This is a genomic window from Afipia sp. DC4300-2b1, from assembly GCF_049895725.1.
In the GTDB taxonomy this organism is placed as follows: Bacteria; Pseudomonadota; Alphaproteobacteria; order Rhizobiales; family Xanthobacteraceae; genus Afipia; species Afipia broomeae.
The window spans coordinates 181,480-196,833 of record NZ_JAFCSX010000003.1; the positions used below are offsets into that span (position 1 = coordinate 181,480).

The 15,354-nt window shown below is 61.4% G+C and carries 13 protein-coding genes and 1 pseudogene; 6 read left to right on the forward strand and 8 right to left on the reverse strand.

Translation table 11 applies throughout. From position 1 onward, the window contains the following. Positions 1-27: 27 nt before the first annotated feature. The 4 genes from ACP7AL_RS13275 to ACP7AL_RS13290 form a co-directional block, all read right to left on the reverse strand. The gene (locus ACP7AL_RS13275; RefSeq protein WP_006019091.1) at positions 28-900 is read right to left on the reverse strand and encodes a DMT family transporter; all 873 of its coding nucleotides are present in this window, start codon (positions 898-900) and stop codon (positions 28-30) included. A gap of 160 nt (positions 901-1,060) precedes the next feature. Beyond that, positions 1,061-1,348, reverse strand: a complete 288-nt coding sequence (locus ACP7AL_RS13280) for a hypothetical protein (protein ID WP_006019090.1) — start codon at positions 1,346-1,348, stop codon at positions 1,061-1,063. A 1,048-nt stretch (positions 1,349-2,396) separates the two neighbouring features. Next, positions 2,397-3,395, reverse strand: a complete 999-nt coding sequence (locus ACP7AL_RS13285; RefSeq protein ID WP_006019089.1) for a DnaJ C-terminal domain-containing protein — start codon at positions 3,393-3,395, stop codon at positions 2,397-2,399. 149 nt (positions 3,396-3,544) lie between these two features. Further along, a complete protein-coding gene (locus tag ACP7AL_RS13290; protein ID WP_006019088.1) occupies positions 3,545-4,060 on the reverse strand; it encodes an RT0821/Lpp0805 family surface protein in 516 nt (171 codons plus the stop codon). 15 nt (positions 4,061-4,075) lie between these two features. On the opposite strand from ACP7AL_RS13290, the gene pdxH reads away from it, so the two are divergent. Together pdxH and ACP7AL_RS13300 are read left to right on the forward strand one after the other, a co-directional pair. Beyond that, positions 4,076-4,717: a pyridoxamine 5'-phosphate oxidase gene (gene pdxH, locus ACP7AL_RS13295; RefSeq protein ID WP_425991991.1), complete on the forward strand. Its 642-nt coding sequence runs from the start codon at positions 4,076-4,078 to the stop codon at positions 4,715-4,717. Between the two features lie 43 nt (positions 4,718-4,760). Continuing rightward, a complete protein-coding gene (locus tag ACP7AL_RS13300) occupies positions 4,761-5,525 on the forward strand; it encodes an SDR family NAD(P)-dependent oxidoreductase (protein ID WP_006019086.1) in 765 nt (254 codons plus the stop codon). Positions 5,526-5,581: 56 nt separating this feature from the next. Here the strand turns inward: ACP7AL_RS13300 and ACP7AL_RS13305 are convergent, their stop codons facing one another. Continuing rightward, the gene (locus tag ACP7AL_RS13305; protein WP_006019085.1) at positions 5,582-6,007 is read right to left on the reverse strand and encodes an organic hydroperoxide resistance protein; all 426 of its coding nucleotides are present in this window, start codon (positions 6,005-6,007) and stop codon (positions 5,582-5,584) included. A 209-nt stretch (positions 6,008-6,216) separates the two neighbouring features. Between ACP7AL_RS13305 and ACP7AL_RS13310 the strand changes: the two genes are divergently transcribed. Beyond that, complete coding sequence (locus ACP7AL_RS13310) at positions 6,217-6,675, forward strand: MarR family winged helix-turn-helix transcriptional regulator (protein ID WP_425991994.1); 459 nt, start codon at positions 6,217-6,219, stop codon at positions 6,673-6,675. Positions 6,676-6,677: 2 nt separating this feature from the next. Here the strand turns inward: ACP7AL_RS13310 and ACP7AL_RS13315 are convergent, their stop codons facing one another. Further along, entirely contained in the window at positions 6,678-7,550 is an 873-nt protein-coding gene (locus ACP7AL_RS13315) for a Ku protein (protein ID WP_006019083.1), read from the reverse strand. Between the two features lie 134 nt (positions 7,551-7,684). Here ACP7AL_RS13315 and ligD point away from each other — a divergent pair, with 134 nt between their 5' ends. Further along, positions 7,685-10,360: a DNA ligase D gene (ligD, locus tag ACP7AL_RS13320; protein ID WP_425991997.1), complete on the forward strand. Its 2,676-nt coding sequence runs from the start codon at positions 7,685-7,687 to the stop codon at positions 10,358-10,360. A gap of 14 nt (positions 10,361-10,374) precedes the next feature. On the opposite strand, the gene ACP7AL_RS13325 is transcribed toward ligD, so the two are convergent. Beyond that, positions 10,375-11,349: a magnesium transporter CorA family protein gene (locus ACP7AL_RS13325; RefSeq protein WP_425991999.1), complete on the reverse strand. Its 975-nt coding sequence runs from the start codon at positions 11,347-11,349 to the stop codon at positions 10,375-10,377. A gap of 547 nt (positions 11,350-11,896) precedes the next feature. Between ACP7AL_RS13325 and ACP7AL_RS13330 the strand changes: the two genes are divergently transcribed. Next, positions 11,897-12,589: a L,D-transpeptidase gene (locus tag ACP7AL_RS13330; RefSeq protein ID WP_006019080.1), complete on the forward strand. Its 693-nt coding sequence runs from the start codon at positions 11,897-11,899 to the stop codon at positions 12,587-12,589. Between the two features lie 50 nt (positions 12,590-12,639). On the opposite strand, the gene ACP7AL_RS13335 is transcribed toward ACP7AL_RS13330, so the two are convergent. Next, positions 12,640-13,626, reverse strand: a complete 987-nt coding sequence (locus tag ACP7AL_RS13335; RefSeq protein ID WP_425992001.1) for an extensin family protein — start codon at positions 13,624-13,626, stop codon at positions 12,640-12,642. 64 nt (positions 13,627-13,690) lie between these two features. Between ACP7AL_RS13335 and ACP7AL_RS13340 the strand changes: the two are divergent. Further along, positions 13,691-15,318: pseudogene (locus ACP7AL_RS13340) on the forward strand (fatty-acid--CoA ligase). Positions 15,319-15,354 lie beyond the last annotated feature (36 nt).

Sequence of the window (15,354 nt, forward strand, 5' to 3'; positions counted from 1 at the left end):
TTGCCGCAGCGTCATCCCGAATTTCGGTTACGTCCGTTGCAGCGCCAATGTGACGCCGCCCAGTGTGAAGACCATCGCAAGAACCTCGCGCAGACCGAGCGGTTCCCCGACCATCAACGCGGCGGACATCACGCCCACGATCGGAACCAGCAGCATGCCGGTCGATGCTGTCGCTGGCGGCAGGATGCGCAAGGTTTCGAACCAGGTGAGATAACACACGCCCATCGGAACGATTGTCATGTAAGCCATCAGCGCCCAGCCCTGGAGCGAGACGGCGGAAAAATCCGGCTTCTCGAACAACAGGCCGAAGACAATCATCGCCAGACAACCAAGTCCGACCTGCCACGCCACAAGCGCAACCGGCGGCACCGGTATCGGCGCGCGATTGAGAATGTTGCCGAGTGCAAAGAGAATTGCCGCAGACAGCGCCAGCGACGCACCCGCCAGCTTTTCCGGCGTAAATGAAAATCCGTCGCCGCCGAACAGGATCACGATTCCGATAATGCCGAGACACAGTGCGATGATATTGCGGACCGTGGGACGCATGCCGAGCAGCGGCCATGCGAACAGCGTCGCCCAGATCGGCATTGTGTAAGCGAGCAGCGCGCCCTCGCCGACGGTGACCCATTTCATGGCAACAGTGCCAAATCCCATCCACGCGATGACATTGGTAAACGTCGCGAACAGCAGAGGCAGGATGGCCTCGCGCGGCACGCTTAATCGTTCGCGGCGGCTCCATGCCACGACCGCCAGAATGAGCGACGCCGTAACTCCCGCGAGGCCGCGCGCGGATAGCGGCGGCAGTTCACGCAACAGGAGTTTCATGAAAGGCCAGTTCAGGCCCCAGCCGAACGCTGTGATGCCGAGACAGGCGATGCCGATCCATCGCGCTTTAACCATCGAATGTGCCGGTGCCGGTCCTGCTGATTGTCATCAGGCCGACGTTACAGATTCAAAGCGCGACGGCAACAATCCGCCGAAAAATAAAAGGCCCGGCAAATTGCCGGGCCTCTTGGTCAGTCGGAAAAAAGATGTCAGTTGCAGGAAAATACAAATGGCGTCACTCGCCGACGGCTTCCGCTTCACGTGCTGTGACGACGGCGAGCTTTTTCGGCGCGGCCTTTTTCTTTTTCGGCTCGACCGGCGGTGGGTTGGCGGCCTCTTCGGCTTCCTTCGCCAGGCGCAGCGCCTTCAGGCGATCCATATTCTTGCGGACGTCGACATACTCCTTGCCGACTTCTGCGAGGGCGATTTCGCCCTCGATCTTGGCCAGCCGCTGTTTTTCAAGGCGGGCCAGTTGTTCGGGAGTTCGCGGCTTGGTCTGTGATTTGCTGGTCATTACCAACATATGGGTATTCCGGCGCCGGATTGCCACCGGTTGTAAAATATCGTCCCGGCAGCGGAACTTTTCGGGTTCGGCGCGAACGCCTGACCGGCCGCAATTTCTCCGCCCGTCATGCCTGGATGCGCGCCTTCGTGCGAGAATCCTCCCCGTCATTCCGGGGGATGCGCCGGTTGGCGCAGGCCCGGAATCCATGATGATGCGGGAATCCGGTGAGTGGCCATGGATTCCGGGTTCGCGCGAAGCCGCGCGCCCCGGAATGACAAGTGGGGAAATCCGACCTCGAAACATTTCGTGATGGGGATACGCGTCCCCGTGTTCTGAAGCGCGCTTAAGTTCGTCACGTCCTGTTCGTGAGGGGCGCTTCTCGAGGGCGCTTTGAAGCGGAGCAGGATGCGGCGCCTGCGCGCGTGTTTCGCACACACGCGTCCGGGAGGCTGGGGTCACCGTCCGGGCCAACTATGTGGCTCTGCCGTTCGCCGGCTGGACGCGGAGCGGACGAAGGCGGCGAAAGCCGTCCGGATCAGGGGTCGAGTAACCTCCCCCGTCCGCACCCGGAAGTACGGTCCCCTCGCCCAAAGTCCCGCAATGGAGCGCCGCAAGGCGATGCGCTTCCGGAAGACCATCGCCTCGCACGCGATGCCGGAAGCGAAACGATACAAAGGTGCGCCTCGCGGCGCTCCATGCCCCTCATATTGAGGGCGCGAACGAGGCAGGCCTCGCGCGCGCGGTGAGGGGCACAACGAAAAGCTCACCTCGCGCGATGCGCGGGAAGAATGCGCGTGCGCGCGCGGAATTTCAAAGTGGCTGTTTGAAAATTGAATCTGAAAATCGGGATCACCGGCACAAGGCCGGTGATGACATCTGTGAGTGTCGCGCGCGATGACTGCCACATCCACGCGGAGAGAGATCACGAACAACGCGAAAATCTGATTGCCGTCATCCTGAGGTGCGAGCGAAGCGAGCCTCAACGGATGACGGCAGGTAACGCAAGCCCGCATCCTGCGAGGCTCGCCGCAAACGCGGCTCGCACCTCAGGATGACCCAGCACGCCTCATTCGAAATCCTTGCGCGGATTCGTCGGGTGCTCGGTGCGCCATTTTTCCATCAGCGCTTCAAGCTCCGCGTCATTGGCATCCGGCAACACTATGCGGGTGGTGACGTACAGATCGCCGAACCCGTCGGCACCCGATGCACCCTTGATCGGCATGCCCTTGCCCTTCAGACGAAACGTCCGGCCCGATGATGTATTCTTCGGAATCGAAAGCTGCACCGCGCCGTCGAGCGTCGGGACGCGCACCTTCGCGCCGAGCACGGCTTCGTACAGCGTGACCGGCAGATCGAGACGCAGATCGTTGCCGTCGATCTTGAAGTAGGGATGCGGTGCGATGTTCACCGTGATCAGCACATCGCCGGGACGATGACCGGGCGCGGTTTCGCCCTGCCCCTTGAGGCGGATCTGCTGACCGGCGGCGACACCTGCCGGAATCTTGACGTTGAGCTCCTTGCCGGTCGGCAGACGGACCCGCCGCGTCGCGCCGTTGATGGCTTCCTCAAGCGCGACCGTCATCGCGACGGCGACATCGAGATCGGTGGCGAACGGCGTGTCGTATTCGAAGGTGCTGGCGCCGCCGCGCGGACCGCCGCCCATTCCGGCGCCAGCCTGGCCGCCGAACATGCTTTTGAGAATGTCCTCGAATGCGCCGCCGCTGGCAAAGCCGCCGGCACCCGGTCCACCGCCGGTGCGGAAGGAATATTCGAAGCCGCCCGGGCCCGCGCGTCGTCCGCCGCCGCCTCCGGGGAAGCCGCCGTCGAAACCCTGAAACTTCGGTTTGCCCTCGGCATCGATCTCGCCGCGGTCGAACTGCTTGCGTTTGTCCTCGTCGCCGAGGATTTCGTTCGCCATGTTGAGTTCGGAAAAGCGTTCAGCCGCTTTGGGGTCGCCCTTGTTGGCATCGGGGTGGTGCTTCTTGGCGAGCTTGCGATAGGCGCTCTTGATCGCCGCAGCAGTGGCACCCCGCTGCACCCCCAGGACCTCGTAGGGGTCGCGCATTCGTTCGGTCTCCTTGCAGGAATTCAGGTTCGGGCCGAGCGGCCCTTTGCCCTGATGTGGTGTTTTCGTGACAATCCCGCAACGGGTTTCGCCCGGAACGGTGTCAAAACTACAAAGTTGGGCGGTTCTGGCCGAGCGATCGAACCGGCCTAGCTGCGCTTCCACGGTTTCATGTGGCGGATTTCCCAGGGCCCCTTGCCCTGCTGGCAGGCCTCACCCTGCAGCCAGCCTTCATTGGCGCCGCGCACGTAGCTGGCGAGGAAATCCCGGCAGGTCCGCCCCTCGGTCGTATAGGTGGAGGCCAACGGCGTGACCGAGCCGCGCGCGCCGGTTTCCGGGTTTTCCCATGGCTGGCTGACGTCCTTTTGCCCTCGGGTCAGCACATCGGACGCGGCGTTGCGGGCCAGTGCGAGATCGGCGTCGGTCAGATTGGTGTCGTCGTGGGAGCGAATCATCGGGCCGATCGAGCCGGTGACGTCCGACATGTCGTCCTTTTTAGCGTCCTTTCCGAAGGGCCCCATGCTGCATCCCCCGGACGAGCAGCCGACGGCCACCAGCACAGCAGCCGTGACAAGCCCGATCGGCGATAGGCCGCGGCCCTCGCGTACCCTATATAGGGAACGCTCGAGAACACGCTTGGCACGAAGAGGCGCCAGGGTACGCAACCGGATACTCCAGACATGAACGGTCCACACTCCATCAAAACCCCAGGTGAGTTAATTTCCGGTGATTTCACCGCCGCCGACGAGCCTTTTGGGCTGTTTGCGGTGTGGTTTGCCGAGGCGGTGAAGTCCGAACCGAACGATCCCAATGCCATGGCGCTCGCGACCGTGGACCCGGAGGGGCTTCCGGATGTGCGGATGGTGCTGCTGAAGGGCTTCGATACCGCTGGTTTTGTGTTTTACAGCCACATCGACAGCGCCAAGGGCCGGGAGCTCGCCGCCAACCCCAAGGCCGCGCTGCTGTTTCACTGGAAATCGCTGCGCCGGCAGGTCCGCATTCGCGGGACCGTAAACCGCGTCACCGACGCCGAGGCCGATGCCTATTTCGCGACCCGTCCGAAGCAGGCCCAGATCGGCGCCTGGGCCAGCAAGCAGTCGCAGCCGCTCGAAAGCCGGATGGCGTTCGAAAAAGCCATCGCGCTCAACGCCGCCAAGTATGCTATCGGCGAGGTCCCCCGCCCCCCCGGCTGGAGCGGATGGCGCATCACGCCGCAGGCCTTCGAATTCTGGCACGACCGCCCGTTCCGCCTGCATGACCGCATCGAATTCCGCCGCGCGGCCCCCGATGCCGAATGGAGCAAGACGCGGCTCTATCCGTAACTGATGTCCTGAACGCTAACGCCCGAAGGCGAGACCCTCATTCATGCCGACTTCAACTCCCGCGGATTCCAACGCGCCCAAGCGCACCTTGCTGCTGACCGGCGCCAGCCGCGGCATCGGCCACGCCACGGTGATCCGCTTTTCCAGCGCGGGCTGGCGCGTCATCACCTGCTCGCGCCATCCGTTTCCCGAGCAATGCCCCTGGGACGCCGGCCCTGAGGATCACATCCAGGTCGACCTTTCCGATCACAAGGACACGGCACGCGCCATCGATGAAATCCGCGAGCGGCTCGAGGGCGGCGTACTGCATGCGCTGGTCAACAACGCGGCGATCTCTCCCAAGGGAGAAGGCGGCGCGCGGATGGGCTCTATCGACACCGATGTCGATGTCTGGAGCCATGTGTTCCGCGTCAACTTCTTCGCACCTGTGATGCTGGCACGCGGGCTGATCGAAGAACTGAAGGCCGCGAAGGGATCGGTGGTGAACGTGACATCGATCGCGGGCTCGCGCGTGCATCCGTTCGCGGGTGCGGCCTATGCGACATCGAAAGCAGCGCTCGCCGCGCTGACGCGGGAGATGGCGTCCGACTTCGGCCGCGTCGGCGTGCGCGTCAATGCGATTGCGCCGGGCGAGATCGATACGTCGATCCTGTCACCGGGCACCGACAAGATCGTTCACGAACAAATTCCGATGCACCGGCTCGGCACGCCGGATGAAGTCGCGAAGATCATCTACGTGCTGTGCACCGAAACCAGTTCGTACGTGAACGGCGCCGAGATTCACATCAACGGCGGTCAGCACGTGTAGGCGCAAACAAAAGAGCGGGGCCCGTGGCCCGCTCTTCTGTTTGTCTCGCCGCAAAATCAGACGATGTTGAGCTTCACATCGAGGTTGTTGCGCGTTGCGTTGGAATACGGGCAAACCTGATGCGCGGTGGCGACCAGCTTCTCCGCGTCGGCGCGATCGAGGCCAGGCAGCGCCACGGTCAGCGCAACATCGAGACCGAAGCCGCCTTCCGAACGCGGGCCGATACCCACATCAGCAGTCACGGTGGCATCCGCTGGCACCTTGACGCCGACCGTTCCCGAAACCGCCTTCATGGCGCCGATAAAACAGGCCGAATAACCGGCTGCGAAAAGCTGCTCGGGATTGTTGCCAGGTCCGCCGCCGCCACCGAGTTCCTTCGGGGTCGCAAGATTGACCTGAAACGTGCCGTCCGTGGTCGAGGCTTTGCCATCGCGGCCGCCGGTTGCTGTGGCCTGGGTGCGATAAAGAACTTTGGTGGGCATGGATTTCTCCTTGGGGTTTCACTCGAGAGGCGGACCAACAACTTTGCGCTGCCTCCCGCCGGGAACTGAACAAGATCATTTATATCGTGCACGATATAATCGTACAACATATATTTGGAATGGCAGCCCTGCAAAAATGCGTTGCGCGATTCAATCGCGCGCGCCTTAAATAGGTGTGATCCCTTGCTGAAAAACTTTGAGGACAGGTCATGGCCGCCCGACCAACTGCGGACGATCTGCTGAAGATCGATAATTTCGTCTGCTTCGCCCTGTATTCGGCAGGGCATGCTTTCACACGGCTGTACAAGCCCCTGCTTGACCCGCTGGGACTGACCTATCCGCAGTATCTGGTGATGGCGGTGCTCTGGGAAAAAGACGGCAGAACGGTCGGCGAGATCGGCGAGAAGCTCCTGCTGGAATCGAGCACGCTCACTCCGCTGCTCAAGCGGCTTGAAACGGCAGGCATGGTGCGCCGGACCCGCGATCAGGACGACGAACGGGTTGTACGGATCCAACTGACGCCGAAGGGCGCAGAGCTGAAGCAGAAGGCAATCGAGATTCCGCGAGCGATCGGCTGCTCGACCAACCTCACAATTCCCGAGGTGATGAAACTGACCGACGATATCAAGGCGCTGCGCGAAAAGCTGCTTGCCGCGCAGGCGGCGTAAACTTAACCGGCCTTCCTTTGCCGCGCAGTCGAGCGGCCTGCTTTCTTTGCAGTCCGGGGCTCGGTACGGGATGCGCGTGCCGGACGCTGTGCAGGCGCCTTGCCCTTCAGGCTCTGCTTCAGCGCATCCATCAGGCTGATGACGTTGTCGGCCTTCGCGGGCTTCTCGACAGACTTGATGGTCTTGCCCGAAGCCTTCTGTTTGACCAAGGCCTTCAGCGCGTTTTCGTATTCGTCCTCGAACTTTGAGGCGTCGAAATTCGCCGCCTTGCTGTCGAGAATATGCGAAGCGAGTTCGACCATATCCTTCGAGATTTTCGGTGTCTTGATGTCGGCGAAGAAATCTTCCTCGTTTCGAACTTCGTACGCATATCGCAGCGTGGTGGCGAGCAGACCCTTGCCGAGGGGCTCGATCGCCACGATACGTTCGCGATTTGACAGAACGACGCGCGCGAGCGCCACGCGATCCTGATCCTTCATCGCATCGCGGATCACCGCAAAGGCGTCGAGGCCGGCATTGCCGTCCGGAACCATGTAATAGGGACTGTCCAGATATCTGCGGTCGATCTCGTCGCGCGGAACGAAGTTGTCGATGTCGATGGTGTGGTTGCTCTCGAGCTGAACAGCTTCCAGCTCTTCCTTCTCGATCTGGACGTACTCGCCCTTGCTGACTTCGTAGCCGCGGCCCTTCTGTTCCTTCTCGACCACTTCACCGGTCTCGGAATCGACCATCTGCTGCTTCAGCCGGTTTCCTGTCTCGGTATTGATCATGTGAAACCGGGTTCGTTCGACCGTGGTCGAGGCGGGATAGAGCGCCACGGGGCAAGTGACCAGCGACAGCTTCAGCGAACCCTTCCAGTACGCACGCGGCAACATCGGCGACCTCCAACTCAAACGCATACCCGGGACGGAACCCCAACAGGAGCCGCAGGTTTTGGTTCCTGAACTCCCGCCTGATGGCGCATGATACAATTGTTCCGCGTTTATTGCACCGTTGGGAATGCCTCGCCGTGGCCCAAAAGAAACTTAAGGTTTACCGAACAAAACGTGATTTCACCAAGACGGCAGAGCCGAGCGGCCGTACTCCTGTGGCGCCGGCCAAGGCGCGACGTTTTGTCATTCAAAAGCACGATGCGACGCGGCTGCACTACGACTTGCGGCTGGAGTTTGGCGGCGTGTTCAAGTCATGGGCGGTAACCCGGGGCCCGTCCCTCGACCCGAAAGACAAGCGCCTGGCCGTCGAAGTGGAAGATCATCCGCTCGACTATGGCGATTTCGAAGGCACCATTCCCAAGGGGCAGTATGGCGGCGGCACCGTAATGATTTGGGATCGCGGTTACTGGCTGTCGGACGATCCCGAGCATGGTTTCAAGAAAGGCGACCTCAAGTTCGCACTGGAAGGTGGCAAGCTCCACGGCGAGTGGGTGCTGGTGCGGATGAAGCACGACCGCAACGGCGGCAAACGCACCAACTGGCTGTTGATCAAGCACCGGGACGAATACGTTCGCGAAGGCAAGGCGAACAACATTCTCGACGACGACACGTCCGTCGCATCAGGCCGCACGATGGCAGAGATCGCGGCGGGCAAGGGCCCCGCGCCGACGCCATTCATGACAGGTAAATCGAAGGGCGCGGGGGCAGATGCCGTATGGGATTCGAACAAGGGTCTCGCGGCTGACGAGCGCAGCAAGAAGGGCCACGCCAAGACCTCGGCCGCAAAGGAAAAGCCCGTCGCCAAACACGCAGAATCAAGAGCCGCCGTAAAGCGCGTGACGAAGCTGCCTGATTTCGTCGAGCCGCAGTTGTGTGCATCCGTCGAGAACCCGCCCTCCGGCAGGAACTGGGTGCACGAGATCAAGTTCGACGGGTATCGGGTACAGATGCGGATCGAGAACGGCGACGTCACGTTGAGTACGCGCAAAGGTCTCGACTGGACCGGAAAATTCTCGGCGATCGCCAAACAGGCAGCGAAGCTTCCTGATGCCATCATCGATGGCGAGGTCGTTGCGCTGGATTCCGAGGGCCATCCGAGTTTTGCCTCCTTGCAGGCAGCGCTGTCGGACGAAAAGACCGACGATTTGATCTTCTTCGCGTTCGACCTCCTGTTCGCGGAAGGTGAAGATTTGCGGCCGCTTCCACTGCCAGAGCGAAAGAAACGGCTCAAGCTTCTGCTCGACGGCAAGAGAAAGCGCCATGAAGGAACCATCCGTTACGTCGAGCATTTCGAGTCCAACGGCAACGCCATCATGGAATCCGCGCGCGCGTTGTCGCTCGAGGGCATCGTGTCGAAGAAGGTCACCGCACCCTATCGTTCGGGACGCTCGGATAGCTGGACCAAGGCGAAGGTCCGCGCCGGACATGAGGTTGTGATCGGCGGATGGAAGAGCAACGGCGGCAAATTCCGCTCGCTGATGGTCGGCGTGCCGCGCAACGGTCACCTCGCCTATGTCGGCGTCGTCGGAACAGGCTACGGACAGGCGACGGTCAAGCAGATCATGCCTGAACTGAAGGCCAACGCAGCGGCGAAGAGTCCTTTCGGCGGCGAAGGCGCGCCAAAAAAGACATCGGACATGCACTGGCTGAAACCGGAGCTCGTGGCCGAAATCGAGTTCGCCGGCTGGACCGGGGACAATATGGTCCGGCAGGCTGCGTTCAAGGGATTGCGTAAGGACAAATCGGCAAGCGAGGTAACCGCAGACAAGCCCGCCAGGACTCATGTCGCGACACTGTCCGCGAAGACGAACGGCAAGACTCCTTCCCCACACGGCGCCGCCTCGCGCGGTGGCGACAACATCGTCATGGGCGTGACGATCTCCAATCCCGACAAGGCGATGTGGCCAGATGGCGGCGATGGCGAGCCCGTCACCAAACTCGATCTCGCTCACTACATGGAGCAGGTCGGCGACTGGCTGATCGCGCATATCAAGGGCCGGCCCTGCTCCATCATCAGGGCCCCCGACGGAATCGGCGGCGAGACTTTCTTTCAACGTCACGCCATGAGCGGCATGTCGAAATTGCTCGATCTGGTGAAGGTCTCCGGTGACAAGAAGCCGTATGTGCAGATTGATCGCGTCGAGGGACTGGTCGCGGTGGCACAGATCGGCGGACTCGAACTGCATCCCTGGAACTGCGCGCCGGACGAGCCCGATGTGCCCGGACGGCTGGTGTTCGATCTCGATCCATCGCCCGATGTCGCGTTTTCCGCCGTGGTCGACGCGGCGCGCGAGATGCGCGAGCGATTGACGGATCTCGGGCTGGAAAGCTTCTGCAAAACCACCGGCGGCAAGGGGTTGCATGTCGTCACTCCGCTGAAGGATGCGAAGAAGGACAAAGTCGACTGGAAAACCGCCAAGGCGTTCGCGCAGACCGTCTGCCAGCAGATGGCAGCGGACAGCCCCGAACACTATCTGCTCAACATGTCTAAGAAGCAGCGCGAGGGCAAAATCTTCCTCGACTATCTGCGCAACGACCGGACATCGACGGCAGTGGCGCCACTGTCCCCGCGCGCCCGCGATGGCGCACCGGTGTCGATGCCGATGACATGGGCGCAGGTGCGCAGCGATCTCGATCCGATGAGGTATACGTTGCGCACCGTGCCGGCGCTGCTCGCGAAGACCAAGGCATGGGCCGACTACGACAGCGCCGCGCGGCCAATCAAGGCGGCGATTGCGAAGCTTGCAAAATAGCTACGTGGCCGGAATTACAGCCACCGCTTCCACTTGAAGAACAGATACGGCCCGATCGCCGCGACAAGCATTGCGATCAGCGCCGACGGATAACCCCAAGGCTGCTCCAGTTCCGGCATCATCTTGAAATTCATGCCATAGATCGAGGCGATCAGCGTCGGCGGCATCAGCACCACCGCCATCACCGAGAACAGCTTGATGATGTTGTTCTGCTCGAGATTGACAACACCGAGCATGGCGTCGAGCACGAACGTGATCTTGTTCGACAGATAGGAAGCGTGATCCGTCAGTGATGACACGTCGCGCTGCAAGGTCTTGAATTGCGCCTTCTGCTCCTTGCTCCAGCGTCCGGCATCGGTTTCGACAGTGACGAAAGAGATCAGCCTGCCGATTGAGACAAGGCTCTCGCGAACCTTCGAGGTCAGGTCGCCCTTCTTGCCGATGGTCAGAAGGATCTGCGAATAGGTGCGCGCGTGGCCGCGCTCGGCGGAAGGTTCGAAAATCTGCGAAGAAACCGCATCCACATCCGCGCCGGCCCGCTCCAGAATGTCGGCGCAGCGATCGATGACACCATCAAGCAATTCGAGAAGAACGCCATCGCCGGTAATGCTCGGCGAACAGCTCCGCGCGAGCTTCGCCGCAATCAGCGCGAAAGGCTTTGGCTCGTCGTAACGCACAGTGACGAGGCGGTGATCGGTCAGGATGAACGTCACCGGCGTTGTCCGCGGTGCCTGCGAATCCGCCGCGCACATCAGCGTTGCGGTCATGTAGCGCGCGCCGTTCTCAACATAGAGGCGGCTGGAAATCTCGATCTCCTGCATGTCTTCGCGGGTCGGGATTTCGATCCCGACCAGTTTTTCGACCGCCTTGTCTTCGCCAGGAGATGGCGACTTCATATCGATCCAGATCGCGTTCGGCGGCAGCGCGTCGGCCTCGACGTTGTCGAATTTCTTCAACGAAGATGCAGTGGGAACGAAGACCGACAACATAGGCGACTCCTAGAATCTCTCTTTCGCGAACAACGTGTCGTCTATCTGCTCTCAAAGCGCAATCTCTCCGATTCCTGCACGAACGGCGACGAGACATACAATTGTCATGCGGGACGAGGCAGCCGGAGCGATCGACGTCAGGCCGGTCCGGTCGATCCGATGGGAGACGGACGAATCCGACCGGCGGCTGCCGCATCGATTCCCCGGCGATGAATAACGAGGACGTGATCATTTTCCTAACCGGAGCAACATCCAAAAAGGAGATCGATTCGCCGGGACGACTGCAGAATGACGTCCTCCCGGACGTCCTGATTGGCCTGATTGGCCCGAAATCCGGGCCTTTGCCGGGCCTTTAAGCACCCTCCGGTTTAATCGCCCCTTCTCCTGAGGCGCAAATGCCACAGGTGGCGTGCTGCATGGCAAAACCGTCCTGGAAGCGCTGGAAAATCGGCGCGTTTCGGCGCAAATAAGGGTAACGAAATCGGAAGCTTCTTCCGGCTAGATTTGGCGTGAAGACACACCCCGCGCCCTCTTTTGGAACTTCGGAATGTCCTCGTTCGGCTCAAAAATTATCGTTCTTCTCGCAGGTCTTTCGCTCGCCGGCTGCATGCAGGCGACGTCGGCCACTTACGAGAAATCACCGGAAGCTACCCTCAAGCCGCGCGACAAGGAGCTTCTGGCCAAGGCGCGCTATGAGAAGGTGGAAGTGGCGGCGCCGTTCCGGCGCGCGATCGTCAACTATCATCGCAAGGAATCGCCGGGCTCCATCGTGGTGGATTCCGACAACCACTATCTCTACTACGTGCTGGAGGGCGGCAAGGCGATCCGCTACGGCATCACCGTCGGAGAAGAGGCGCTCGCGTTCTCCGGCATCGCTCGCGTCGGAAACATGCAGGAATGGCCGAAGTGGACCCCCACAGCGGACATTCACAAGCGCATCGAAGGTCTGCCGCAGTCGGTCCCCGGCGGCCCGGACAATCCGCTCGGCGCGCGTGCGCTGTATCTTTATCAGGGCAATCGCGACACGCTGTTCCGCATTCACGGCACCAACCAGCCGGAATATATCGGCGCGTCGATTTCCTCAGGCTGCATCCGCATGACCAACGAGGACGTGATCGATCTTTACAGCCGCGCCAAGCAGGGCACGGTCGTGGTGGTGCTCGATCCGAAGCAGGGTGACTCACCCTACAACTCGAAGATGGCGCTGCAAGGCGCCGGCGGCGGAACGGGTCCGTTCTAAGCTTCGCTGAACCGAACCAGATCAAAAGCGCCGGTCAGTCCGGCGCTTTTTTATTGAGTGCCGCTCCGCCGGGACAACTTGCCACGCGGCTTCGCAGGCGCCGCCGGCTTGCCGTCATCGTCCTCTGAAGCGGCCTCGGATGGATTCCCGGATGCGGCCTTCTCTTCCGCAGTCGGACGCGGCGGAGCTTCCTCGGGCCGCTCGGCCGGGAGGAGCGGCGCGACTGCCGGCAGCGGATCGTGGACGCCCCACTGGCAAAGTTTGTAGTTGCCGCGCCGCTGCGCGAGGTCGAGATGAATATGGTCCTCGTGGTACCAGTCCGAGCTTGGTCCAAGCACCGTGGTAAAGCGCGTGCAGACCGAGGCCAGCACCTTCTCGCGGATCTCGCGTGACGCCGTGCGATCGGTCAACGACAGCTTATTGCCGTTCGCAAACGTCATGCCCCTCACGTCGAGCGCGTTGGCAAGCCCGTGTTCGGAGAGTTTTGCTCCGCGGACGCGATTGCGGCCACGGCATTCAAACGAATCGAAATTATCCAGTTCACTGATGGTGGTGCCGAGCTTCGCCGCCAGCGGCGCCATGTCGGTGCGAATCCAGTCGGCCACCGCAGCGGCCATGGTGCAGCGGAGGATCGCCGCAGGCTTCAGCGCCACCCGCTGGGTCGGCGACAACACGATCGCCTCAAGGCGCACCAGGTCCTCGCCGCCGCATCCGCCGGGCCCCTTGATGGGCGGGATCGAGGGCGCGATTGCGATATCTTCGGTCAGCGCCTTCCTGCACGCCGAAAGCTCGGGAGGCCTGGCCTCCGCTGGCTCTTGCACGGGCGGCGCCTGATCGGGCGGCCCCCCTTCCGGCTCGGCCGCAGTGGGCGCGTCAGCAGGCCGTGGCCGCGGCAGCGGCACATTGGCACTTGCCTCCATCGACGCAGCACATGTAAGGACCGCCGCCAACGCCAAAAAAAAGAGCACCGGCAGCCGACCCGTGGCATGCCAGTTACAAGGCCATTTGCGGGCCGCGTGGTCCGCGCTAAAGTTCATTCCAATCCCTTCGGGGAGCAACGATCACACCAACAAAAAGAATGTCTTGAGGAGGGAATACCGAATGCTTGGATTGATGCAAAATTGGCCCTTGTTGTGTCATCGGATTATCGATCACGCGGCGGCGATTCATGGCAAGCAGGAAGTCGTGACGCGATCGGTCGAAGGGCCTATTCATCGCACCAACTACGCTGAAATTCGTGCCCGCGCGCTGAAGGTCGGCCAGCAGCTCGACAAGCACGGCATCAAGATCGGGGACCGCGTCGCCACCATTGCATGGAACACCTGGCGTCATCTCGAAGCATGGTACGGCATCATGGGCATTGGCGCCATTTGCCATACCGTCAATCCACGGCTGTTCCCTGACCAGATCGTCTGGATCGTCAATCATGCGCAAGACCGCATCATGATGACGGACCTGACTTTCGTTCCGCTGCTGGAAAAGATCGCCGACAAGATGCCTTCCGTTGAACGCTTCATCGTGTTCACCGACAAGGCTCATATGCCGCAGACCACGCTGAAGAATGCGATCTCCTATGAAGAGTGGATCGCCGAGGTCGATGGCAATTTTCAGTGGAAGGAGTTCGACGAGAACACCGCAGCCGCGATGTGCTACACTTCAGGCACCACGGGCGATCCGAAGGGGGTGCTCTATTCGCACCGCTCGAACGTTCTACACGCCCTGATGGCAAACAACACGGACGCGCTCGGCACCCGCGCCAGCGACACCATGTTGCCGGTGGTGCCGCTGTTCCACGCCAACAGCTGGGGCATCGCATTCTCCGCACCCACCATGGGCACCAAGCTGGTGATGCCGGGCGCCAAGCTCGACGCGCGTCGGTCTATGAACTGCTTTCCACCGAGAAGGTGACCTATACCGCCGGCGTGCCCACGGTCTGGCTGATGCTGCTGCAATACATGGCCGCGGAAAAGAAGACCCTGCCCGACCTCAAGGTCGTGATCTGCGGCGGATCGGCGATGCCGCGCTCCATGATCAAGGCGTTCGTCGATATGGGATGCGAAGTCCGTCACGCCTGGGGCATGACCGAGATGAGCCCGATCGGCACCGTGGGCGCCCTCAAGCCTCCGTTCGAAAACCTGACGGGCGAGGCCCGGCTCGATATCCTGCAGACGCAAGGTTATCCGCCGTTCGGCGTCCAGATGAAAATCACCGACGACGCCGGCAAGGAACTGCCGTGGGACGGCAAGACCTTCGGCCGCCTAAAGGTAAGCGGGCCGGCGGTTTCGAAAGGCTACTACCGTGTCGAGACAAATATCCTCGACGACAGGGGCTTCTTCGACACCGGCGACGTCGCGACCATCGACGGCCACGGTTATATGCGGATCACCGACCGCTCCAAGGACGTGATCAAGTCGGGCGGTGAATGGATTTCGTCGATCGATCTCGAAAACCTCGCGGTCGGCCATCCAAAGGTGCTGGAGGCTGCGGTCATCGGCGTGCATCATCCGAAGTGGGACGAGCGTCCCCTTTTGATCGTGCAGCTTAAGCCGGAGCAGAAGGCGAACCGCGAGGAGATCCTGCAATACATGGACGGCAAGATCGCCAAATGGTGGATGCCGGACGACGTTCAGTTCGTGGACGCCATTCCGCACACCGCCACCGGCAAGATTCTGAAGACCGCGCTTCGGGATCAGTTCAAGGACTACCAATTCCCGACGGCGGCGGCCTGATCGCCGGATATCGAAAGGTTCCAAATGCCCGGCCTC

Coding starts and splice junctions, on each gene's coding strand:
- ACP7AL_RS13330 (WP_006019080.1), top strand. CDS start 11,897: ATGTCCTCGTTCGGCTCAAAAATTATCGTTCTTCTCGCAGGTCTTTCG.
- ACP7AL_RS13285 (WP_006019089.1), bottom strand. CDS start 3,395: ATGCGCGACCCCTACGAGGTCCTGGGGGTGCAGCGGGGTGCCACTGCT.
- ACP7AL_RS13325 (WP_425991999.1), bottom strand. CDS start 11,349: ATGTTGTCGGTCTTCGTTCCCACTGCATCTTCGTTGAAGAAATTCGAC.
- ACP7AL_RS13305 (WP_006019085.1), bottom strand. CDS start 6,007: ATGCCCACCAAAGTTCTTTATCGCACCCAGGCCACAGCAACCGGCGGC.
- ACP7AL_RS13315 (WP_006019083.1), bottom strand. CDS start 7,550: ATGTTGCCGCGTGCGTACTGGAAGGGTTCGCTGAAGCTGTCGCTGGTC.
- ACP7AL_RS13300 (WP_006019086.1), top strand. CDS start 4,761: ATGCCGACTTCAACTCCCGCGGATTCCAACGCGCCCAAGCGCACCTTG.
- ACP7AL_RS13280 (WP_006019090.1), bottom strand. CDS start 1,348: ATGTTGGTAATGACCAGCAAATCACAGACCAAGCCGCGAACTCCCGAA.
- ACP7AL_RS13275 (WP_006019091.1), bottom strand. CDS start 900: ATGGTTAAAGCGCGATGGATCGGCATCGCCTGTCTCGGCATCACAGCG.
- ACP7AL_RS13310 (WP_425991994.1), top strand. CDS start 6,217: ATGGCCGCCCGACCAACTGCGGACGATCTGCTGAAGATCGATAATTTC.
- pdxH (WP_425991991.1), top strand. CDS start 4,076: ATGAACGGTCCACACTCCATCAAAACCCCAGGTGAGTTAATTTCCGGT.
- ACP7AL_RS13335 (WP_425992001.1), bottom strand. CDS start 13,626: ATGAACTTTAGCGCGGACCACGCGGCCCGCAAATGGCCTTGTAACTGG.